The sequence below is a fragment of the Rhodococcus sp. IEGM 1307 genome, from assembly GCF_030056915.1.
GTDB classification, from domain to species: domain Bacteria; phylum Actinomycetota; class Actinomycetes; order Mycobacteriales; family Mycobacteriaceae; genus Rhodococcus_F; species Rhodococcus_F opacus_D.
On the sequence record NZ_JASHKW010000001.1, the window covers coordinates 270,056 to 291,351 of the forward strand.

Below are 21,296 nucleotides of genomic sequence, written 5' to 3' on the forward strand. Positions count from 1 at the left end.
GCGACACGGAGAAGGCCTACCGGTTCCGCCAGCCCATCAGCTGAGACAGGGACTGGGCGAGCCCGAGAACCTCGTGAAGCACGAGATCCCGCGGCGGCATCTGCTCGCGGTAATTGGCGATCGACACCGACGCCGTCACCTCGCCCGCCGCATTCCGGATCGGGGCCGCAATCCCACACGTGGCAGCGGTGACATCCCGGTCGCTGGAGGCATAGCCATCGGCCACGATCTGCTTCAGCTTGGCACGCAACTCGGCGGGATCTGTGATCGTGTACTCGGTGAATGAACGCAGCGGCCCCTGGACATAGGAGTCGATGAACTCGTCGGGGCAGTACGCGAGCAGAACCAATCCGCGGGCTCCCGTGTGGAGTGGATAGGCACGATACGTATTCGCGTAGGACAGGGTGGGAACGGGAATGCGAGGTTCGACGCTGGCAATGGCAACCGACGAATGCCCGTCACGCTCGGCGATCTGAACGAAACCGTTGATCCGATCGGCGGCCGTTCGCATCAGCGGTTCGCTCGTTGTGAACAGGGGATGATCGCCGAGGTAGGCGGAGCCGATGGCGAACATCCGACGACCGACGTAGTGCAGACCGGTTGTGTCGTCGCGCCTGACGAAGCCCTTGTCGCGAAGATAGGTCAGTGTGCGGTGCGCAGTTGCCCATTTCGCTCCGGTGGCTTCGGCCAGTTCTTTCGCCCGCATCGGCTGTTCCGCGAGCAATTCGAGCATGTGCATTCCACGATCCATGCTCTGCATCGTGGAATTCTCGGACTTTTTCTCGGGCTCGTGCGCGCTGCTCACGCCCAAAATATACCATGTCCCGGTTTCGAAATGGATTCCGGTTCAACCAGGCAGGGATTATTCGACGTCGTGAATTATTCCCATGGACTGCGGCGCTATATACGAGAAAAGGAAAAAGAATTGAAAACGGTACGCCGCACGGGGTTGGTCGCCCAGGTTGTCGATGGGTTCGAGGACGAGATCGTCTCGGGACGGTGGGCTGTCGGAAGCCGGATCCCACCCGAGTCGATGTTGGCCGAGATGGTGGGAGTCGGCCGAAACACCGTGCGGGAGGCAGTACAAGTCCTGGCGCATTCGGGGATGCTCGAGCGACGGCAGGGTTCGGGCACCTACGTGTTGTCGTCCCGGCGGTGCCTGCCGGTAACCACGACCGGACCGAGTGCGGTGCCTCCGGAGGACGTCCAGGAATTGAAACGTCTCCTCGTGTCCTCGGCGTGTATGGCGGTCGCGGTGCGCGGTGACGCGGAGGATATCGAGTCCATCCGGAAAAAGCACATCGAATGGGCGGCGTCCGCGGAAACCGCATATTCGGATCCGGACGCCGTCGACATACTTTCCCGGACAATTATTGTCAGTACCCGGAACCGGGCGGCCGAAAAGTTATTCGATGCATTGCCGTATATCTCCGATAGGAAACTGTGGAACACGAATGGGGATATCGAGCGCGCATTCCGAGGAATGCTGAAGGCCTTGTTCTCCGGGGACCGGATCGGGGTGGCGTTGGAAGGTGCGTCGTTGACGGTCCGCATCGCGACCCCCGGGCCGCACCCCGCCGACCGTCCGTGGCTTCGGTGACTGCTCACAGTTGCTCGGCCAGTCGGCGAACTTCGCGGCGAAGCCATCGGTGCCCGGGATCGTCGGAATGGCGTGGATGCCAGTACATCATCTCGGTGATCGGGGCCAGCGGGACCGGCGGCTCGAGCAGTCGAATGCCGGCACTGTCGCGGAGCGCTCGCGCCAGACGCTCGTACAGCACCGCGACCATCTCCGTTCCTTCCAGTAGGAACGGTGCGGCGACGTAACTGGTCGTCGACGCTTCGATACGTAAGGGCAATGAGATGGCGTCGAGCTGGGTCTCGGCGAAGGACGGAGGGATGCCACCGGTGGCGGACAGGTGGGGAAACGCGCTGAACTGCTCCCGCGACATCGTCTCACCCACAACGGGATGGTCCGCGGCGACGACACAGACGTGCCGGTCGGTGAAGAGGGGAGTGCCGGCGTAGGTGGTTCCCCCGTGACCGACGATCTCTCGCGGGATGATCACCACATCGGCCTGCGCCTCACGCAGTGGATCGAAGTAATTCGCCTGCGGGGGAGCGATATTGATCCGTACGTTCGGCGCTTGGTCGGCGGCCGTTCTGACGAACGAACGGAGTAGCACGAGAGTGACATAATCGCTTGCGTGGATCGTGAAGGTGCGGGTATCCGTGGCCGCGTCGAACGGTGCACGCACGGTCACCAGTGTCTCGATCGATCCGAGTATGTCGTGGACCAGGTACGTGAGGGACTCTGCGAGAGGTGTCAGCGTCATCGACGACCCGTCGCGCACGAGTAGGGGATCGTCGAAGAGTTTTCGCAATCGCGACAGTGTGCCACTCATCGCCGGTTGCCCGACCGAGAGTTGCTTCGCAGCGCGAGAGACGCTCCGCTCCGAGAGGAGGGCGTCCAGGCCGACGAGAAGGTTCAAGTCGATTCGGTTCAGTTTCGTCTGCAACTCTCGTCACCTCTCCCGCCGTCGCCGGCAGTCGATCATCATTCGAAATGATACCTGCCATCGGAAAGATGTGGCCAGCCTGATCTCGCTGAATGGGCTGTGTCTCGGTATCTTTGGGTCAATCAGGTGAGCTGATTCGCAGGCCGGATCACCACGATCTGTAGACGCCGTCCGTGGACCGGTCATCCAACCGGCCGGACGCGTCGTTCGCGACTTTCAATGGAGTTGTCATGACTGTAAGGGATGGTTGGGCGGTGCTCGACACCGCGACGGCGAATGCCGTCGGCGTGAGACGGGCGGGGGACGTCATCGATGCGGTAGGTCGGCGCTCGTATCTGCACGCCGGTCCGCAGGTGGAGCCCGGCGAAGTCGTCGGTCCGATGAGGGGCGCGATCCTCGGGGCGTTGGTGCTCGAGGGTGAGGTTCCCGATCTCGACGCGGCAGCCCAATTATTCGACGCCGGGAAGGTTGATCTGCGGCCGTGTCATTCGGCGTCCGCCGTGGGGGCGATGGCCGGTGTCGTCTCTCCGAGCACCCCGGTGGTGGTTGTCGAAGCGGAGAACGGTCACAAGGCATTCGCACCGCTCAACGAAGGACTCGGTCGGGCTCTTCGATTCGGTGCCAACGACGCCGGGGTCATCGAGCGCCTTCGGTGGATGAGTGTCGTTCTGGCACCGGTACTCGACGACGCTCTGAGGTCGATGGGCGGTATCGACATCACTGCGCTGCAGGCGGAGGGGCTTCGGCGGGGCGATGAATGCCACAATCGAAACGTCGCGTCCACGGCAGCGCTGACGATCAGGCTTGCACCCGGGGTGATCGAACATGCCCCGGACTCGAAGACCGCGGCGGCGATCATCGAGTTCCTCGGCGGCAATCCGCACTCCTTCCTGTCGTTCTCCATGGCGGGCGCGAAACTCGTCGCCGATGCCGCCCACCGCTGTGGAACAAGGGGATTGGTGACCGCGATCGCAGGGAACGGGCGACGGATGGGGATTCGCGTGAGCGGTCTCGACTCGTGGATCACGGCGCCCGCGCCGGTGGGAGATCCGAAGTTGTTCGATGGATTCACCTTTGATGATGCCTGTCCGATGATGGGTGATTCCCTCGTGACCGAGGTGATCGGTCTCGGTGCCTTCGCATTGTCCGCCGCGCCGGCAATCAGCTCCTACATCGGAGGCAATCCCAGCGCGCTGAAGGACTATGTGGCGGAGATGCGGCAGATCACCCGGGGCGGCAGTAGTCGCTTCCTCATCCCGGACGAGGAGTTTCGGGGCACGCCGATGGGAATCGACGTCGAAGCTGTCGCGCGAACAGGAATCGCTCCGGTCGTGAACAACGGATTTGCGCACCGGTCCGCAGGAATCGGGCAGGTCGGTGCGGGAATCACGAGACTTCCCATCGAACCCTTCGTCGCCGCGCACAACGCCCTGCTGGATCTGGGTGCGGGCGACTGGATGGCTTCAGCGGGAAGGCGGTGGGGTGAATGATCTGGGCGCGGCCTACGAACGCCCTGCGCCACGTCGAGAAGCTCGAGGCACGAGTCACTCGCATCGTTGCCGGCTTCGCGGCAAGCGACGTCTTCTGGTCGTCCGGTTGTGACCCGGGGCGGTTCCTCACCAATACATCGGGATCTCTGATCGTTCCGCACATGCTGTGGGAAGTGGACAGTGGAGACGTCATTGCGGTCGACGAAGTGGACGTCGGATACGGAGGAGCGGCGCCGAGCCGGGCGTTCACACTGCTCGGCGAGTTGGGCCTGAGTGATCCGGTGGCCCGAGGGATCGCCTATTCGCGAAGGTCGGTCACCCAACTGGGATGCGACGGCAGTACGGTGCTGCACTCCATCGCGCATGCTGATTGGCCGGGGTTTCAGCTCCACACTCCTACGAGGATCGGCGCATCCTGGGTCCTGCGTGTCACTTCGAACAATCTCCGGAACAGCGTTCTGCAGGCGGGAGCACCACCGCGACCCGGCGCGGGAAAGATCGGCCAGATGATTGCACGCGAACTGGACCGGGTCGATCTGCCCGACTGGGCGCACGGTCGTCGGACGGCGAGGCTGTTCGACGACTGCGGCGCCGCGCAGGACGCCGGCTTCGTCGACCGCTGTCCTCAGCGCTCACCGGTTCCGGATCGCCCACGGACCTATCGATTGATTGTGGAACAAGGACTGTTGCAACTGTGGTTCGAACTTCCGGAACCGGGAGAAGCCGGGGTGCTGTCCCGGGAAGCGCGAGATCTGATCGCGAACCTGGACATCTCGGATGGCCCGCGTTGATGCCCCAGACTGTGAAGAAAGGTCCTTGATGTCGGAGCCGTTGTACTACCACAGTGCGACCGAGCTGTCCCGGCTCATGCGTGCAGGTGAGCTGTCCGCCCGTGAAACCGTGTCAGCGCATCTTGCGCGGATCGAGGAGGTCAACCCTGCCGTCAATGCCGTCGTGACGTACATTCCCGACCTAGCGATGGCACAGGCGGCAGCTGCCGACGAACGCTTCGCGGCCGGGGGGTGGGACGGCCCTCTGCACGGCATTCCAGTGGCGCACAAGGACAACCACCTCACCAGGGGAGTGCGGACAACCTTCGGGTCGCGCATTCATGCGCAGCATGTTCCCGATCGTGACGATCTCGTCGTCGAACGGATGAAAGCGGCCGGAGTCGTGACACTGGGTAAGTCCAATGTTCCGGAATTCGTCGCCGGTGGGCATACCTTCAACGAACTCTTCGGCGCGACACGGAATCCGTACGATCTCGAGGTTACCGCGGGTGGTTCGTCCGGCGGCGCCGCAGCGGCACTCGCCGCCGGGATGCATCCGATCGCGGACGGCAACGACATGGGCGGATCACTTCGTCTGCCCGCCGGATATTGCAATGTGGTCGGGCTGCGACCCAGCGCAGGGCGTGTACCCACGTACCCGGCGGCGGACGGGTGGTGCGGGCTGTCCGTTCCAGGGCCGATGGCGCGCTGCGTCGACGACGTCGCGTTGTTGTTGTCCGTCCTCGCGGGCCCCGACCGCCGGTCACCCATCAGCCTGGAGGAGGACGGATCCCGGTTCGCCACCGTCGCCGAAGACGGTCTGCGCGGTCGAAGAATTGCGTTCTCCGTGGATCTGGGCGGTAGCGTCCCGGTGGAACCGGAGGTACGTCGAGTGGTCGAACAGGCCGCGCGCACGTGCCACGAGGCCGGAGCGGTCGTCGAGGAGGCATGCCCGAGCTTCGACGGGGCCGGAGAGTGCTTCCGAATCCTTCGGGCGTGGCAGTTCGAAGCGGCGTTCGGTGAACTCTTCGATGCGAACAAGGATCTGGTCCGGCCCAGCCTGTACGAGAACATGATCGCGGGCCGGCGGTTGGCCGGGCGCGACGTCGGCCGGGCGGCACTGCTCAGAACCGGACTCTTCCATCGCATGCGCGAATTCCTCGACACGTACGACGGACTGCTTCTCCCGGTGGCGCCACTGCCCGCGTTCGACGTCACGCTTCAGTACCCCGAGTCCGTGTGTGGCGTACCGCAGCCGGACTACCTCGGATGGATGGAGACGGCCTGCCACGTCACGGTGACCGGCCATCCCGTCATCGCGCTGCCGGCGGGCTTCGGCGAATCCGGGACCCCACTCGGAGTCCAGCTCGTCGGGCGACACCGCGCCGAGGACCAATTGCTCGGCATGGCCAAGGATTTCGAGCGGTGGACACAACACGCCTGGAACCGGCCGGCTCTTCCTGGGTCACGCCGGGTTGCCGAACAGCGGGAGGTCGTGTCCCAGGCGCAGTCGCTTCGCGTCGAGGTAGGGCAGGTTGTGGATGGTGGCGGTGGTGTGTAGCGGCACCCGCTCGGTCACGTCGATGCCGCAGTCGACGAGGCAGCGGGCCTTGTCGGGGTTGTTCGTCAGGAGCCGGGTGCTCATGATTCCGAGGTCGTCGAGGATGTGCGCGCCGGCGGTGTAGTCGCGGGCATCGACGGGGAGGCCGAGGCGGAGGTTGGCGTCGACGGTGTCGAGGCCGCCGTCCTGGAGGGCGTAGGCCCGGAGTTTGTCGATCAGTCCGATCCCACGGCCTTCGTGACCACGCAGGTAGACGACGACCCCACGACCGGCGTCACCGATCATTTGCAGGGCGGTGTCGAGTTGGTCGCCGCAGTCGCAGCGGCCGGAGCCGAGCACGTCCCCGGTGAGGCATTCGGAGTGGATCCGGGTGAGGACGGAGTGGCCGTTGCTGAGGTCTCCGTGGACCAGCGCGAGGTGCTCGGCGCCGGTCACGGTATCGCGGTAGCCGTAGGCCGTCAGAACGCCGTATTGCGTGGGGATTCGGGTGGTGGCCCGGCGTTGCACGGTCGGTTCGTGGCGCTTGCGGTACGCGACGAGGTCGGCGATGGAGATCAGCGCCAGCCCGTGTGCGTCGGCGAACTCCCGGCACCGCGGGCCTCGCTTGACGGTGCCGTCGTCGTCGACCAACTCACTGATCACGCCGACCGGGGGCAGCCCGGCGAGCCTGACCAGGTCGACCGCGGCCTCGGTGTGGCCGGGCCGCACCAGTACTCCGCCGTCGCGGGCGCGCAGCGGGAAGATGTGCCCGGGGCGGACGAGCTGATCCGCTTCGCTGTCCGGATCGGCGAGCATGCGGACGGTGTGGGCGCGGTCGTGCGCCGAGATGCCGGTGCTCACACCGTCGCGCGCATCAACGGATACGGTGAACGCGGTCCCCATGCGGTCGTGGTTGTCCGCGGTCATCAACGGGAGGGCGAGTCGGTCGAGTACCGCACCGTCGGCAGGTGCGCAGACGATGCCGCTGCTGTTGCGGATCGTCAAGGCCATCAGCTCCGGCGTCGCCATGCTTGCGGCGAACACGATGTCGCCCTCGTTCTCGCGGTCGTCGGCGTCGAGCACGACGACGGGGCGGCCTGCGGCGATGTCGTCGATCGCCCGCTCGATCGTATCGAGCCTCAGGGTGGTCATTGTTCGTTCCTGACCGAGGAGTGTGGCGCACAAGAGAGGTCGGAGCCGTCGAAGAACTCGCCCGCGCGGTAGACGAGCGCAGGTCGATCCGAGTAGTCGGCGCCCACGACCCGGGCGATGAACGCGGTGTGGGTGCCGAAGTCCAGTCGCTGACAGACTTCCGCCTCCATCCACGCGCAGCTGCCGGTGAGAACGGGTGACCCGTGCTCGGCCTGCTCCCAGGCAATGGTCGCGAACTTGTCGGCACCCTTGCTCGCGAACACTGCTGCCGTCGAACGTTGATCCGCGGCGAGGATGTTGATGCCCAAATGGGTGGAGTGCAACAGCGGGTCGTGAGTGGCGGAGGAGCGCTGGACGCAGACCATGACGAGCGGTGGGTCCAGGGAGATGCTGGTGAAGGCGTTGACCGCCAGGCCTTTCGGTGTGTCCTGGTCGGTGGTGGTGACGACGGTGACGCCAGTGACGAAGGTGCGGTGAACGCCGCGCATGGTGGTGTCGTCGACAGTGGGGGCGGGTTGGGTGATCATTTTCTGCTCCTGGGATGCGGGGGTGTTGCCGAGGGTGCGGGCGGGAAAGTCCCGGCCCGCACCCTCGGTGGGGGTCAGTCCCTCAGTGCGATCCAGACCGACTTCTCTTCGGTGAACTCGTCGAGTCCGGAACTGCTGAGCTCGCGACCCCAGCCGCTCTGCTTGGCGCCGCCCCACGGCATCGCGGGGTCGCACAGCGGCGACATGTTCACCCACACCATGCCGCTGCGGATGTCGGCGGCGAGACGGTGCGCGGTGGTGAGATCACGGGTCCAGATGCTCGCCCCGAGGCCGTAGGGGGTGTCATTGGCCCGGGTGACCGCTTCGTCGATGTCGTCGTAGGGCATCACTGACAGGACCGGGCCGAAGATTTCCTCCCGGGCAATGGTCATCTCGTCGGTGACGTCGGTGAACACCGTGGGCTGGAAGAAGTTTCCGCCGGCGAGGTCACCGCCGGGGCGTTCGCCGCCACCGACCAGGCGGGCGCCTTCGGCGATCCCCTTCTCGACGTACGCGGCGACCCGGTCAAGATGCGTCTTCGACACCAACGGTCCCAATACCGTCTGCTCCTGCAGTCCGGGGCCGATCGGCAACGTCGCGGCCGCCGCGGCGAGATGCTCGGCGAAGGTGTCGGCCATCTTCCGCGGAACGAAGAATCGGGTGTACGCAACACAGGTCTGGCCGCAGTTGACCAGACCTCCCTCGAGGTTCCCCGCGATCGCCGCTTCCAGATCCGCGGACTCGGTGACGATGCTCGGCGCCTTGCCGCCGAGTTCCATGCTCACTCGCTTGAGGTTGCCGCTGACCGCCCGCACGATCTCCTTACCGACCTGTGTGGACCCGGTGAACGAGACCTTGTCGACGTCCGGGTGCCGGACGAGGGCTTGGCCGACTTCGGGACCGCCGGTGAGGCAGTTGACCACGCCGTCGGGCACCCCGGCCTCGACGCAGATCCGGGCCAGTTCGAGGGTGGTCAGCGGGGTGTCCTCGGCAGGCTTGAGGATCACCGTGTTGCCGGTGGCGAGTGCGGCGGCGAGTTTCCACGACGCCAGCAGCAGCGGATAGTTCCACGGCGTGATCAGTGCACACACCCCGACCGGTCCCCGGGTGGTGTAGGCGAGGACGTCGGGCGCCGAGACCGGCTTGACGCTGCCCTCGATCTTCGTGCACCAGCCGGCGTAGTAGCGGAAGGTCTCGACCGCGAACGGCACGCTGATACCTGCGGAGAAGCTGAGTGGCTGGCCCTGATCCAAGGTCTCCAGGCGAGCGAGACTGTCCGCGCGTTCCTCGATGAGGTCGGCGATCCGCCACAGCAACCGGGCCCGCTCGGTGGCGGGTAGGTGACGCCAGGATCCGTGGTCGAAAGCGGCGCGGGCCGCCACCACCGCCCTCGCGACGTCTTCGGTGCCGGCGTCCGCACAGACACCGATCGTCTCGGCCGTTGCCGGATCCAGGGTTGTGAACTCGGCGCCGGATGCGGAGGGAACCCATGAGTCCCCGATGAGAAGTTGTGACACGGTCATTGTCGCTCCAAATATTGTCGAAGTTGTTCGGGCAGTTGGTCAGTCGATGTCGTTGCCGCGCAGGCCGAGTCGCCGGGTGTCCCGGTCTGGCCTGGTGAAGACGGCGGCGCCGAGGCCACCTACGATCAGGAGAATCCCGGACCACAGGAAGGCGGTCCGGTAGCCGTCGGTCGGGGTTGCGGCGGCGTCGACGAGCAGCCCCGCGAGGAAGGGCGCGATCACGGCGCCGGCGGTGACCACCGAGTTGAAGCTGGCGAGCATGGCGCTGCGCTGACCGACCGGGCAAGCCTCGGCGACGAGGAGGTAGCCGATCGTGTACACGGTGTTGGCGAGCCCGAAGCCGACGAGCATCAACCACGCGGCCGCCGATCCGGTGCCGATGCTCATGGCCACCACAAGCAGCGAACCACTCAGGCACACCACAGCTCCGGTGTAGACGCCACGCGCCCAGCGGGTGGCGACCCCGCGCCGGACGAGAACCCCGCTGAGCCAGCTGAAGAACACGTGTCCGAACGCCGCGACGAGCCCGTAGACGGCGATCAGCCAGCCCATTGTGCCGGACGAGAAGCCGAGCCCGTTCACGAGATAGCTCGGTCCCCACACGCTGAAAAGCGCGAAGGCGCAGTACCCCGGGGCGAGTGCGAGGATCGGCGCCCACCACGACGATGCTGCGAAGAGCCGGCGATATGGGACTCGCACTTCGGTTGCGGACGTGCGCTCCGGGAGGTCGGCCGCGGAGTCGTAGGTTTCCAGGGGCCCTTCCCGGCCGATCAGCTTCCATCCGGCGGCCCACAGGAGACTGACACCGGCCAGGCACCAGATCGCGGACTGCCAACCGAAGTTGGTGATCAGGTAGGTCAGGAGCGGAGCCGCGAGAGCGACACCGAGCCCGGAGCCGAGAAATACCAATGACGTCGGCACCGATCGCCGGGATTCGGTAAACCATTTCTGCACGGCGTGCCCGGCCAGCGGTGCGGTCGGTCCTTCGGCGGCGCCGAGCAGGAGACGGTTGATCAGCAGACCGGCCAGCGACGGGACGAGCAGCAGCGGCAGCATCGACACCGACCACGCCAGCGCGAGCAGCAGAAGCAACCGCGTGCTGGTGAACCGGTTGCCGAGAAAGCCGACGGCGACTCCCGCGACGCCGAAGAGGAGGAAGAAGACACTGCCTGCGAGGCCGAACTGGCTCGGTGTGAGCCCGAGATCCTTCATCAGGGGCTCGGCCGCCAGGCCGAGGACGCTCTTGTCGGCGAAGTTGATCGCCATCATGACGCTCAGCACCACGGCGACGGCCCAGCCGCGGATCGTGGAGTGGGTGGATCGTGTGGGTGGTGCCGATGCCGCGTGTCGGACGGCGCCGACGTCAGAGTTGCGCGCTGCGGTGGACATCGAGGTGCTCCCTTCGCATTGTCATGTCGGACTCAGGTGAGAGCGCGCTTGAGGATCTTGCCGGTCGCATTCCGCGGGAGGTCGTCGCGGAACTCGACGTGACGTGGATACTTGTGGCTGCCCAGCCGGGTTCGGCACCAGGTGACCAGTTCGAGCTCACCGAGTGTCGAGCCGGGTTCACGGATGACGAAGACCTTGACTTCCTCCCCGTGCCGCGGATGCGGTACGCCGACGACCGCTGCGAGACTGACGTCGGGGTGGCCCATGACCACCTCCTCGACCTCACGGGGATAGACGTTGTAGCCGCCACGGATGATCAGGTCCTTCTTGCGGTCCACGATGTAGAGGTAGCCGTCGGCGTCGCGTCGCGCGATGTCGCCGGTGTGGAGCCAGCCGTCGCGAAGTGCGCTCGCCGTCTCGTCGGGTCGCCGGTAGTAGCCCTTCATGACACCGTGGCCGCGCACGAGCAATTCACCCGGATCGCCGGGGCCGACGTCGTTCCGCTCCTCGTCGACGATCCGTACCTCCACACCCCAGACCGGGAGTCCGACGGAGCCGGGACGGGACGGACGGTCGTGGCGGTTGAACGCGACGACCGGACTGGTCTCGGACAACCCGTACCCCTCGAGGACGGGCACACCGTACTTAGCCTCGAAACCCGTCAGCACCTCCATCGGCAGCGGAGCACCTCCGGCGACCGCGTAGCGCAGAGTGCTGCGGATCCGGTCGAGGTCGACGCCGGAATCGTCGGCGCCGAGGAGGTCCCAGTACATGGTGGGGACCCCGGCGAAGAAGGTGACGTCTTCGGCCTGCATCAGTCGCAACGTGTCGGCGGCGGTGAACCGCGGCTGGAGTACCAGGGTTGCGCGCTTGTAGAAGCCGGCATTCATCTGAATGGTCTGCGCGAACGTGTGGAACAGCGGCAGCGTCACCAGGTGCACGTCGTGGGGATGGTCGGCGTACATCACGTCGAACAGGCGGGCGTTGAGCACCAGGTTGGCGTGGGTCAGTTCGGCGCCCTTGGGTTTGCCGGTCGTGCCACTGGTGTAGAGGATGACTGCGGTATCCCCGGGCCGTGTTGCCTCGGTGTCGAAAGTCGGCGGTTGTGCCCGCAGCGCCTCGCCCAGCGATGTCACCCCGGGGAGTACCGAGTGTGCTGCCATCGGGTCTGCGGCTGCAGAGAAGAAGTGCGCACACTCGTCGACGTCCACGAACGCCTGGAGACCGTGTTCGCCGATCGGCAGTTCTTCGGACCCCTCGAAGCAGAAGAACGCCTTGGCTTCCGAATCCACCAGGTGGTAGGCGATCTCCTCGGACTTGAGGAGAATGTTGATCGGTACCACAACCGCGCCGGCTTTGAGGGCGCCGTAGTACACGGCCGGAAAGCTGGGCACGTTCGGGCAGGCGAGGACGATCTTGTCGCCGGGGCCGATGCCGAGGCCGGTCAGCAGGTTCGCGACGCGATTCGCCGCGGCGTCGAGATCTCTGTACGTCAGCCGGATGCCCCCGCACACAACCGCGTCACGCGCGGGGTGTTCGCGAGCGGAATCCTCCAGCAGAACAGCGAGGTTGAGCATGTTATTCCTCCGTCGAAGTGTCGTGGCGCGACGTCATGCGGCGGGTGGTGCGATCAGTTCGAGTTGGATGTTGTCGGGGTCGCGGAAGACCAGCACCGAGCCGTACGCAGTGTGCGCGATCGGAGCTTGAGTGAGCGGCTGATCGGCCGCATCCGTCTGCCGCACACCGAGTTCGGTGAGTCGGTCGCCCCACGCGGTCAGTTCGTCTTGACCGTCCACCCGGAAGCTCACATGGTCGAGTCCGCTGCGCGTCTCCGCGAACTGTGCGCCCGGGTTGTGGTCGTGGCGATGCAACCCGATGACGAGCCGGAAATCGCTGTCTGCCAGTACTGTGGCGGTTCCGCCGTCGTGCGGCACGTCGAGAACCTGCTGGATGCCGAACACCTGCTCGTACCACTCGACGCTCGCGTCGAGGTCGCTGACCGTCAGCGCGATGTGGTGGACGGCGGGAATCTGAACCATGGAAGCACTCCTCTGTGTGACCTGTCTCTCATCAACATGTCGATACGATACGGTTTCGTATTGATTTGGTCAACGACTCGTTTTTGATGACTGACTTCGCGATGATCGCAATAATTGCCATTGAGTGCGAGATCGTATTACGATACGGTTTCGTATCGAAATTAATCGTGAACTCTGCGGTGCACGGCCGCAGACCAACGGCCCACGACCGCTAACGAAGGGGACAGAATGTCGACACCGACCCACGAACCGGAACTCCATTTCGGCTGGTTCATCCCGACCATGGGGGACACCACCGCATTCGGCGATCCGAATGCACGCACTGCACCGAGCCTGGAACTCTTCGAGCGAGTCGCCAAGTCCGCGGAAGCGGCGGGGTTCGAATATGCACTGGTGCCGGTCCAGACCGAGTGCTACGAGGCGTGGATCGCCTGCGCCATGGTCGCCGCCCGCACCGAACGCCTCACCCTGCTCGTGGCGGCTCGGCCGGGAGTGATCGCGCCGACCGTCGCCGCCAAGATGATCAGTACCTTCGACCAGCTCTCCGGCGGACGCGTCGCGATCAATCTCATCGCCGGCGGATCGCCGACGGAGGCGGCCGCCGACGGACTCTTTCACGGGCACGACGAGCGGTACCGGCTGATGGACGAGACCGTCGAGATCATGAAGCGGGTGTGGACCGAGGACGAGCCGGTCACATACCGCGGTGAACACTTCGCGGTAGAGGGTGCCGTCGTCAAGCCGCGCCCGCTCCAGAGACCCCATCCGGAATTCTTTCTCGGTGGGCTGTCCGAAGCGGCCGTCGACGTGTGTGCGAAACATGCTGATGTGTATCTCTTCTGGGGCGATCGGCCCGAGATGATCGCGCAGAAGATCGCCGAGGCGAGGGAACGAGCCGCACTGTACGGACGCGAAGGCGAACTCCGTTTCGGAATGCGCCTGCAGGTCATCGTCCGCGACACCGAGGCCGAGGCGTGGAGCGCGGCCGACGCGCTGATCTCCGGCACCGAGGACCAGGGATGGGGCGGTGCCTGGTCGGATTCGAATGCCCAGGCACGCATGCAGGAACTCATGCAAGCTGACGACTACCGGCTCGGTGACCACCTGTGGAGCGGCATCACCAAGGTTCGGCCCGGGGCGGGCGTCGCAGTGGTCGGAAACCCGCAGCAGGTCGCCGACACCTTGTCGGAGTTCGTCGACGTCGGCTGCACACACTTCTGCCTCTCCGGCTACCCGCACGACGACGAGGCGACCAGGTTCGGCCGGGACGTCATGCCACTCATGCGTGAGCGCGCAGCGGTACTGTCCGCGGGCTGACCGGGCGGAATGTCCGATTGCGGCGGAGGGGTTGCAGGCCTGGGATCCCTCGGCAGCATCGGTGAAGTGTTTCGTTACCGAGGCGTATCTCGAACGGGCGTCGTCGAATCTTCCCTGGCCGACTGTGCCTGCGGAACAATTCGTCTCACGGCACGAGGTAAGGCGCCTGTTAGAGTACGGACGAGTAATGGGTCCATGCCGAAAAGGTGGTGAGATGGCTGATTCGGGCAGCGCCACCCGGGCCGGCAGGCCGCGCAACAGCGACACCACGTCGGCGATTCTCGATGCGACGTTGGAACTGTGGATGGAACGCGGCTACAGCGCGGTCAGCATCGACGCGATCGCGGCCCGAGCAGGCGTCAGCAAACCCACCATCTATCGCCGCTGGTCCGGTAGGCAAGCGGTTCTCGTGGCAGCCATCGAACGCCTCGTCCCGCCGGGAGAGGTCCCCGACCTGGGTTCGTTCCGCGACGAGGTCATCGCGTTCCTGCGGGATCGAGCGGCGATGTACCGGACGAAGGGCGTCCGGCGCATCATGGCCGGCTCGGTCGCGGCAAGCGCCGAGGACGACGACTTCCAGCGAGACGTGCAGCCGTTCCTGGACAGATTTCCCGCCGGGATGCGCATCATCATCCAGCGGGGAATCGCTCGTGGCGACGTCCGTCCGGACGTCGACATCGAACTGCTCACCGCGATGATCAACGGATCCTTCTATTACCGCAGCATCATCGAACACAAGGGACTCGACGACCGGGCCGCCGAATTCGTAGCCGATATCGTCACCTCCGCGGTCGCTCCGTGAGCTGAGGCTGGAGGCGTTGAATGCGGGTGTCCCGACGCTGCGGGTAGGAACCGCGATACCCGTGCGTGGGTCAGATGCAGAAGCTGATGCTGGCCGACCCCAGTGGCAGGTTGAGGCAGACCGAGATCGAACCGGCTGCCGGGGTCGGTGCGGGAGCGAGCGGTGCGGCGACAGCTGCGGGGGCGGCGAGAGCGCCGAGTGACAGGGTCATTGCAATCGCGGCGAGTGTGGTGGCAATTCTGCTAGACATGTGAAGGTCCTTGACTGAGTTACTACGAGCCGGAGGTGACTCCTCTACAATCGTCCACCGATGTGATGCAGGCCACAACCTCTAGCTGAGGTTTTCTCGACTCGGCATGGGTGGGACTTGCGCCGTCAGGTCAATGCCGTTGCACCGCAGTGGTAGTCGGATGTCAGTTGTAGGAGTCGAGCATCTCCTGCGGTAACGGCTGCTCCATGACCACCCGGGATCCGTCCCAGGAGTAGGTGACGACCGTAGGTCCGCCCGACGGGCAGCAGTTGGCGTCCTGCTCGCCGAGCCACCTGTACTGCACCGAGACGGAGTCGTCGGTGGATCCGACCACGTCGGTGTAGGCATACGATTCGGCTGTTGCGGTGCCCAGATATGCGCCGTCGTGGAAGAACAGCACCTGGTTCGGCGAACTCACCGTCCCCATGGGCGTCTCCGCCGTGGCCCACAGCAGCGCGGGGCAGTCCTCGCCGGCGGCCTCGGACGCGGCTCCGGGTACCCACGGATCGCCACCTGGTGCGTTGCCGAGCGTCGCGAACGCGTCGGTGACCAGTGTGGAATCGAGGTCGAGGCACGGTCCGCTGCGTACTTCTGCGGCAGAAGCGGCCTGTGGGACCGGGGAGGCGGCGGATTCTGCCGCGTTGTCGCTTCCGGTGCACCCGGTGAGCGCGGTCGCGGCCGCGACGGTCAGAAATGCTGCCACGTGAGTCTTCATGTGCTCTCCCTGCATCGTCCCCGACAGGAATTACTTCGCCTCACTCACTGTCTCGCGTGGCGTGGCCGGTTCGCTACGGGGGGGTCAGCGCAGCGCGTACCGAATCTGCGGGCGCCCCGCCCGGCCGTACTCGGTGTGCCGGGCGAGCACCCCGTCGTCGGCGAGGCGTTCGAGATACCGCCAGGCCGTGACCCGCGAGACCCCGATGCTGGCCGCCACCTCGGCCGCCGTCAGCGGTCCCGCAGCGTCACGGACGCAGGCGGAGACGTGGTCGAGTGTCTGTGGTGCAACGCCTTTCGGGGACGCCGCGCGCTCGTCGGAGGTGCGCAGCGCCGACATCGCCCGATCGATGTCGTGCTGACTCAACGCGTTGCTTCCGGCGGGCAGGGCGTCGCGGAATTCCCGGTACCGCTCGAGTTTGTCGCGGAACGCCGCGAATGTGAACGGCTTCAGGAGATACAACGCGATTCCGCGCGCAACGGCGGTGCGGACCATCTCGAGGTCGCGGGCCGAGGTCACCGCGATCACGTCGGGGCTCGGTCGCACGCCACTCAGTGCCGCCGCCACGTCGAGTCCGCTGGCATCCGGCAGGCCGATGTCGAGGAGGACGAGGTCGATGGGGTCGTCGCTGCCGTTCGCGGCGGCGACCGCGCGCATCGCGCTGTTACCGTCGTGAACGACCGTGTGGACCGAAAAACCCGGAATGCGTTCCACATACGCCCGATGCGCCTCGGCGATGAGTGGTTCGTCCTCGACGATCATCACACGGATCACGAGGCGTCACCCTCGATCGGGATCTCGACGACGATCATCGATCCGAGCGACGGCTCCGTGTGGATCGCCCCGCCGTGCCGCGCCACGACCTGGGCCACCAACGCCAGCCCGAGCCCGCGCTGACCTGACTTGGTGGAGTAGCCGCGCGTGACCGCCTTGTCGAGTTCGTCGGCGGGAATACCCGGGCCGCTGTCGGCCACCCGTACCACCATCATCGAATCCTCCTGACGGACGGTCACTTCCACCCACGCATCCTCTCCGGGGGACTCCGTCGCACCGCGGGCGGCGTCGATCGCATTGTCCACGAGATTACCCACCAGCGTGACGAGTTCACGCGCACTGAGCGGCGCGACGGGTCCGAGAGCGGTGTCTTCGGTGACGGTCAGGTCGACTCCCCGTTCGGCGGCCACACCCACCTTGCCGAGCAGCAGTGCGGCCAGCGCGGGTTCGTGCACCGCCGTCATCAGGCGGTCGATCAATTCCTGCGACAACCGTAGATCCTCGGTGGCGAACGCGATCGCGTCGTCGTAGCGGCCCAGTTCGACCATCGTGATGATCGTGTGCAGACGGTTCGCCGATTCGTGCGCCTGCGACCGCAGCGATTCCGCGAATCCGCGCACGGAGTCGAGTTCGCCCATGACGCTTTGCAATTCGGTGCGATCGCGAAGGGTCAGCACCGTCCCGAGACGCTGTCCCTCCCACGTCACGGGCTCCCGGCTGACTAGCAGCACGCGGTCGGGGGTCACGTGTACCTCGTCCCGGGAATCGTCGTCCTGCGACTGCCGCAACGACTCCGGCAGCGCGGCCACCGGGACGGGGCCCTCCGGGAGATCGAGGAGGCGGCGCGCTTCGTCGTTCACCACCTCGGCCTTCGCGGTGTCACCGCTGTCGCGGCCGAGCACCACCAGGCCCTCGCCGATCGAGTGCAGGACGGCGTCGTGATGCTCGTACATCTGCCGCAGCTCGTCCGGCGCCATCCCCAGTGTCTGACGGCGCAGGCGCCTGCTCAGCAGGAACGAGCCGGCCGCCGACACCGCCAGACCGATCGCGGCGACCGCGAAGATGGTCGGCAAACTTGCGGCGAACTGGTCGCCGATCTTCTCACGCGTGACGCCGACGGACACGAGACCCGCGATCCGGTCGCCGTCGTACACCGGGGCCACGGCCCGGATCGACGGTCCCAGCGAGCCGGCATACGTCTCCGTGAACGTCTCCCCGCGGAGCGCGCGCTCGATGTTGCCGGAGAACACCCCGCCGATCAGCTCCGGATTGGTGTGGGTGAAGCGGATGCCGGCGGGCGTCATCACGACGATGAAATCGGTGCCGGTCGCGGCACGGATCCGCTCGGTCTGAGGCTGGAGAACCGCCGTTGGGTCGGGGGACCGCAAAGCCTCGACGGTGCCGTCCGACATCGCGAGCGTGGTCGCGATGGCCGTGACGGCACGTCGGGTGGTCTCGTCGCTGTCGCGACGCTGATCGACGATGGCCAGCGCGGTCCCGGCGCCGATGACCAGCACCAACACGACGAGCTGCAGGAGGAAGAGCTGCCTCGCGACGCTCATGGGCCGTCTCGGCGGATGGTGCGGCAATGCATTTCTCCTGAACGTAATGAACACAAACTTCTCCAGCCAAGCGATCGCTTAGAAGATTCTTCCAAGACGTGATCGCGGTCACTAACCGGCCTCACCGATCAGCTTGCCACTCGAATTGGAGGACAACCCCATGAGTACTGCGACAGGGAAGACCAAGAAGCGCGACCGGACACACTGGTTGTACATGGGGGTCATCGTCGCCGTCGTCGCGGGCGTCCTCGTCGGATGGCTGGCTCCGGGAGTCGGCAAATCGCTCGGCGTGCTCGGCACGATGTTCGTCGACCTCATCAAGATGATGATCAGCCCGGTCATCTTCTGCACGATCGTCCTCGGCATCGGATCGGTGAAGGCCGCCGCCAAGGTCGGCAAGGTCGGCGGACTCGCGCTCACCTACTTCATCGGCATGTCGACGGTCGCGCTCGGCATCGGCCTGCTGGTGGGCAACCTGCTCAACCCGGGCTCCGGCCTGAACATCAGCGCCGACACCGCGGGAACCGGAGCGGCGCTCGCCGAGAAGGCCCACGGCGCCGGCGGCACCATGGACTTCCTCCAGTCGATCATCCCCACGTCGCTGATGTCGGCGCTGACCGAGGGAAGCGTGCTGCAGACCCTGTTCGTCGCGCTGCTCGTCGGCTTCGGACTGCAGGCCCTGGGCAAGCAGGGTGAGCCGATCCTGCGCGCTGTCGGCTCCGTGCAGAAGCTCGTCTTCAAGATTCTGTCGATGATCCTGTGGCTCGCACCGATCGGTGCCTTCGGTGCCATCGCGAACGTCGTCGGCCAGACCGGTCTCGGCGCCGTCGTCCAGCTCGCCACGCTCATGCTCGGCTTCTACCTGACCTGCCTGATCTTCGTGTTCGGTGTCCTCGGATCCGTGCTCCGCGTGGTCGCAGGCGTCTCCATCTTCAAGCTGGTCCGGTACCTGGCCCGCGAGTACCTGCTGATCTTCGCCACGTCCTCGTCCGAGTCGGCCCTGCCCCGTCTGATCGCGAAGATGGAGCACGTCGGCGTCGAGCGCACCACCGTCGGTGTCGTCGTCCCCACCGGCTACTCGTTCAACCTCGACGGCACGGCGATCTACCTGACCATGGCGTCGATCTTCATCGCCGACGCAATGGGCCAGCCGCTGTCCTTCCCCGAGCAGTTGTCGCTGCTGGTGTTCATGATCATCGCGTCCAAGGGTGCTGCCGGAGTCAGCGGCGCCGGGCTCGCCACCCTCGCGGGCGGCCTGCAGAGCCACCGTCCCGAACTGCTCGACGGCGTCGGCCTCATCGTCGGTATCGACCGGTTCATGTCCGAGGCCCGCGCGGTCACGAACTTCTCCGGCAACGCCGTCGCCACCCTGCTCGTCGGTTCCTGGACCAACACGATCGACAACGAGCGCGTCCGCACCGTCCTCGACGGCAAGCTCCCGTTCGACGAGTCGACGATGGTCGACGACGGCCACGGCGAGGTCGTCGAAGAGCAGGCCACCGAGACCCCTGCCGCCGACGAGCCGCGGGTCCTCGTGAAGAGCTGACACCCACTCCGAAGTAAACCTCTGTGCGCCCGGGCGATTCGAAGCCTGGGCGCACAGAGGTTTGTTGGCTACGTTGGTGCGCATGACGACACCTGTTCAGAACATCGGCATCAACACACTCGGCGGCACCCCGACCTCGCTCGGCGAATACGACGGTCGCGCCGTCCTCGTGGTGAACGTCGCCTCGAAGTGTGGACTGACCCCGCAGTACAAGGGCCTCGAGAAGCTCGCCACCGACTACGCCGACCGCGGACTGACCGTGATCGGCGTCCCGTGCAACCAGTTCATGGGCCAAGAGCCCGGCACCGCCGAAGAGATCGAGACCTTCTGCTCCACCACCTACGGCGTCACGTTCCCCCTGTTGGAGAAGATCGAGGTGAACGGCGAGAACCGGCACCCGCTCTACGAGGAACTGACCAAGGCCGCCGACGCCGAGGGCGCCGCGGGCGACATCCAGTGGAACTTCGAGAAGTTCCTCGTCGCACCCGACGGCACCGTGGTGAAGCGGTTCCGTCCCCGCACCGAGCCCGACGCCCCCGAGGTCGTCGAGGCCATCGAGGCGGTCCTGCCCAAATAGGCGGCTTCGCCGCTCGTGCGCCTTTTCGGTAGCTCCCACTACCGGAAAGGCGCACGAGCTTTGCTCGCTGTTCACGTTCACCTGTCACGCTGAGGACCATGACCGGACAGCTGATCGTGTCGGTGTCAGGAATCAAGGACGAGACGCGCGACTTCGCGGCCGCGTTCGCCGAGGAGATGGATGCGCGCGGCGTGCCGCTGTCGCTGCTCGTCGCCCCGCGCCTGAAAGACAAGTATCGACTGGTCAACGACCCTGTGACGCAGGACTGGGTCCGCGCGCGCCGATCCCGCGGCGACGCCGTCGTCCTCCACGGATACGACCAGGCCGCGACCAAACGTCGCCGGGCCGAGTTCGCCTCGCTTCCCGAACACGAGGCGCGGCTGCGACTGCTGGCGGCGGACCGGGTGATGGAACAGACCGGACTGCGCACCAGACTGTTCGCTCCGCCCCGCTGGCTGGCGTCGCAGGGCGCCGTCGCGGCACTGCCGTCCGCCGGGTTCCGGCTGCTGGCCACGATGACCGCCATCCACGACCTCGAACGCGAGACGTCGGTGCGGTCGCGGGTGCTGGGGATCGGTGAGGGATTCCGCGCCGAACCGTGGTGGTGCCGGGCGCTCGTCCTCGGCTCCGGACGGACCGCCAGGCGTGGGGGCGTGGTGCGCCTCGCCGTCACCGCGAAGCAGTTGGGCACGTCGGGACCTCGGCAGGCGATGCTCGACGCCGTCGACCTCGCGCTCTACCACGACGCCCGGCCGCAGGTGTACCGCTGGGAGCCGCGGATCCCGCAGATCGGTGCCGCCTGAC

At 65.9% G+C, this 21,296-nt stretch carries 21 protein-coding genes; 9 read left to right on the forward strand and 12 right to left on the reverse strand.

What is annotated here, in order from left to right; genetic code table 11:
* Positions 1 to 16: 16 nt before the first annotated feature.
* Positions 17 to 805, reverse strand: coding sequence for an IclR family transcriptional regulator (locus QM841_RS01250; RefSeq protein ID WP_283330635.1), 789 nt, complete (start codon positions 803 to 805; stop codon positions 17 to 19).
* A gap of 120 nt (positions 806 to 925) precedes the next feature.
* Between QM841_RS01250 and QM841_RS01255 the strand changes: the two genes are divergently transcribed.
* A complete protein-coding gene (locus tag QM841_RS01255; protein WP_283330636.1) occupies positions 926 to 1,600 on the forward strand; it encodes a FadR/GntR family transcriptional regulator in 675 nt (224 codons plus the stop codon).
* Positions 1,601 to 1,604: 4 nt separating this feature from the next.
* Here QM841_RS01255 and QM841_RS01260 read toward each other — a convergent pair whose 3' ends face one another.
* Complete coding sequence (locus QM841_RS01260; protein WP_283330637.1) at positions 1,605 to 2,519, reverse strand: LysR family transcriptional regulator; 915 nt, start codon at positions 2,517 to 2,519, stop codon at positions 1,605 to 1,607.
* Positions 2,520 to 2,749: 230 nt separating this feature from the next.
* On the opposite strand from QM841_RS01260, the gene QM841_RS01265 reads away from it, so the two are divergent.
* From QM841_RS01265 to QM841_RS01275, 3 genes are read left to right on the forward strand one after another with little or no spacing between them, the layout of a single operon-like run.
* Entirely contained in the window at positions 2,750 to 4,009 is a 1,260-nt protein-coding gene (locus QM841_RS01265; RefSeq protein WP_283330638.1) for a YlbE family protein, read from the forward strand.
* Positions 4,006 to 4,800, forward strand: coding sequence for a hypothetical protein (locus QM841_RS01270; protein ID WP_283330639.1), 795 nt, complete (start codon positions 4,006 to 4,008; stop codon positions 4,798 to 4,800). Before QM841_RS01265 ends, QM841_RS01270 begins: the two co-directional genes overlap by 4 nt.
* A 28-nt stretch (positions 4,801 to 4,828) precedes the next feature.
* A complete protein-coding gene (locus tag QM841_RS01275; protein ID WP_283330640.1) occupies positions 4,829 to 6,340 on the forward strand; it encodes an amidase in 1,512 nt (503 codons plus the stop codon).
* Here QM841_RS01275 and QM841_RS01280 read toward each other — a convergent pair.
* From QM841_RS01280 to QM841_RS01305, 6 genes are all read right to left on the reverse strand, one after another.
* Positions 6,245 to 7,471, reverse strand: a complete 1,227-nt coding sequence (locus tag QM841_RS01280) for a bifunctional 3,4-dihydroxy-2-butanone-4-phosphate synthase/GTP cyclohydrolase II (protein ID WP_283330641.1) — start codon at positions 7,469 to 7,471, stop codon at positions 6,245 to 6,247. The genes QM841_RS01275 and QM841_RS01280 overlap by 96 nt on opposite strands.
* Positions 7,468 to 7,998: a flavin reductase family protein gene (locus tag QM841_RS01285; RefSeq protein WP_283330642.1), complete on the reverse strand. Its 531-nt coding sequence runs from the start codon at positions 7,996 to 7,998 to the stop codon at positions 7,468 to 7,470. The genes QM841_RS01280 and QM841_RS01285 overlap by 4 nt, the downstream gene beginning before the upstream one ends.
* A gap of 74 nt (positions 7,999 to 8,072) precedes the next feature.
* Positions 8,073 to 9,521 carry an aldehyde dehydrogenase family protein gene (locus QM841_RS01290; RefSeq protein WP_283330643.1) on the reverse strand — a complete coding sequence of 483 codons (1,449 nt, stop codon included), beginning with the start codon at positions 9,519 to 9,521 and terminating at the stop codon, positions 8,073 to 8,075.
* A 39-nt stretch (positions 9,522 to 9,560) separates the two neighbouring features.
* On the reverse strand, positions 9,561 to 10,910 hold the full coding sequence (locus QM841_RS01295) for an MFS transporter (protein ID WP_283330644.1): 1,350 nt from the start codon (positions 10,908 to 10,910) through the stop codon (positions 9,561 to 9,563).
* A 32-nt stretch (positions 10,911 to 10,942) separates the two neighbouring features.
* Positions 10,943 to 12,487 carry a long-chain-fatty-acid--CoA ligase gene (locus QM841_RS01300; RefSeq protein WP_283330645.1) on the reverse strand — a complete coding sequence of 515 codons (1,545 nt, stop codon included), beginning with the start codon at positions 12,485 to 12,487 and terminating at the stop codon, positions 10,943 to 10,945.
* A 33-nt stretch (positions 12,488 to 12,520) separates the two neighbouring features.
* On the reverse strand, positions 12,521 to 12,949 hold the full coding sequence (locus tag QM841_RS01305; protein ID WP_283330646.1) for a VOC family protein: 429 nt from the start codon (positions 12,947 to 12,949) through the stop codon (positions 12,521 to 12,523).
* 228 nt (positions 12,950 to 13,177) lie between these two features.
* Here QM841_RS01305 and QM841_RS01310 point away from each other — a divergent pair, with 228 nt between their 5' ends.
* Both QM841_RS01310 and QM841_RS01315 read left to right on the forward strand, forming a co-directional pair.
* Positions 13,178 to 14,266: an LLM class flavin-dependent oxidoreductase gene (locus tag QM841_RS01310; protein WP_283330647.1), complete on the forward strand. Its 1,089-nt coding sequence runs from the start codon at positions 13,178 to 13,180 to the stop codon at positions 14,264 to 14,266.
* 214 nt (positions 14,267 to 14,480) lie between these two features.
* Positions 14,481 to 15,068: a TetR/AcrR family transcriptional regulator gene (locus QM841_RS01315; protein ID WP_283330648.1), complete on the forward strand. Its 588-nt coding sequence runs from the start codon at positions 14,481 to 14,483 to the stop codon at positions 15,066 to 15,068.
* Between the two features lie 70 nt (positions 15,069 to 15,138).
* On the opposite strand, the gene QM841_RS01320 is transcribed toward QM841_RS01315, so the two are convergent.
* The 4 genes from QM841_RS01320 to QM841_RS01335 all read right to left on the reverse strand — a co-directional run bounded on the left by QM841_RS01320 (position 15,139) and on the right by QM841_RS01335 (position 18,369).
* The gene (locus QM841_RS01320) at positions 15,139 to 15,318 is read right to left on the reverse strand and encodes a hypothetical protein (RefSeq protein WP_164058811.1); all 180 of its coding nucleotides are present in this window, start codon (positions 15,316 to 15,318) and stop codon (positions 15,139 to 15,141) included.
* 163 nt (positions 15,319 to 15,481) lie between these two features.
* Positions 15,482 to 16,033, reverse strand: a complete 552-nt coding sequence (locus tag QM841_RS01325; RefSeq protein WP_283330649.1) for an LppP/LprE family lipoprotein — start codon at positions 16,031 to 16,033, stop codon at positions 15,482 to 15,484.
* Between the two features lie 84 nt (positions 16,034 to 16,117).
* Entirely contained in the window at positions 16,118 to 16,807 is a 690-nt protein-coding gene (locus tag QM841_RS01330; RefSeq protein ID WP_283330650.1) for a response regulator, read from the reverse strand.
* The gene (locus QM841_RS01335; protein ID WP_283330651.1) at positions 16,804 to 18,369 is read right to left on the reverse strand and encodes a sensor histidine kinase; all 1,566 of its coding nucleotides are present in this window, start codon (positions 18,367 to 18,369) and stop codon (positions 16,804 to 16,806) included. The genes QM841_RS01330 and QM841_RS01335 overlap by 4 nt, the downstream gene beginning before the upstream one ends.
* A 160-nt stretch (positions 18,370 to 18,529) precedes the next feature.
* On the opposite strand from QM841_RS01335, the gene QM841_RS01340 reads away from it, so the two are divergent.
* From QM841_RS01340 to QM841_RS01350, 3 genes are all read left to right on the forward strand, one after another.
* Positions 18,530 to 19,915 (forward strand): C4-dicarboxylate transporter DctA, encoded by a 1,386-nt coding sequence (locus QM841_RS01340; protein WP_005244413.1) that lies wholly within the window; start codon positions 18,530 to 18,532, stop codon positions 19,913 to 19,915.
* Between the two features lie 82 nt (positions 19,916 to 19,997).
* Positions 19,998 to 20,492: a glutathione peroxidase gene (locus QM841_RS01345; protein WP_219456744.1), complete on the forward strand. Its 495-nt coding sequence runs from the start codon at positions 19,998 to 20,000 to the stop codon at positions 20,490 to 20,492.
* A 98-nt stretch (positions 20,493 to 20,590) separates the two neighbouring features.
* On the forward strand, positions 20,591 to 21,295 hold the full coding sequence (locus QM841_RS01350; protein ID WP_280778738.1) for a DUF2334 domain-containing protein: 705 nt from the start codon (positions 20,591 to 20,593) through the stop codon (positions 21,293 to 21,295).
* Position 21,296 lies beyond the last annotated feature (1 nt).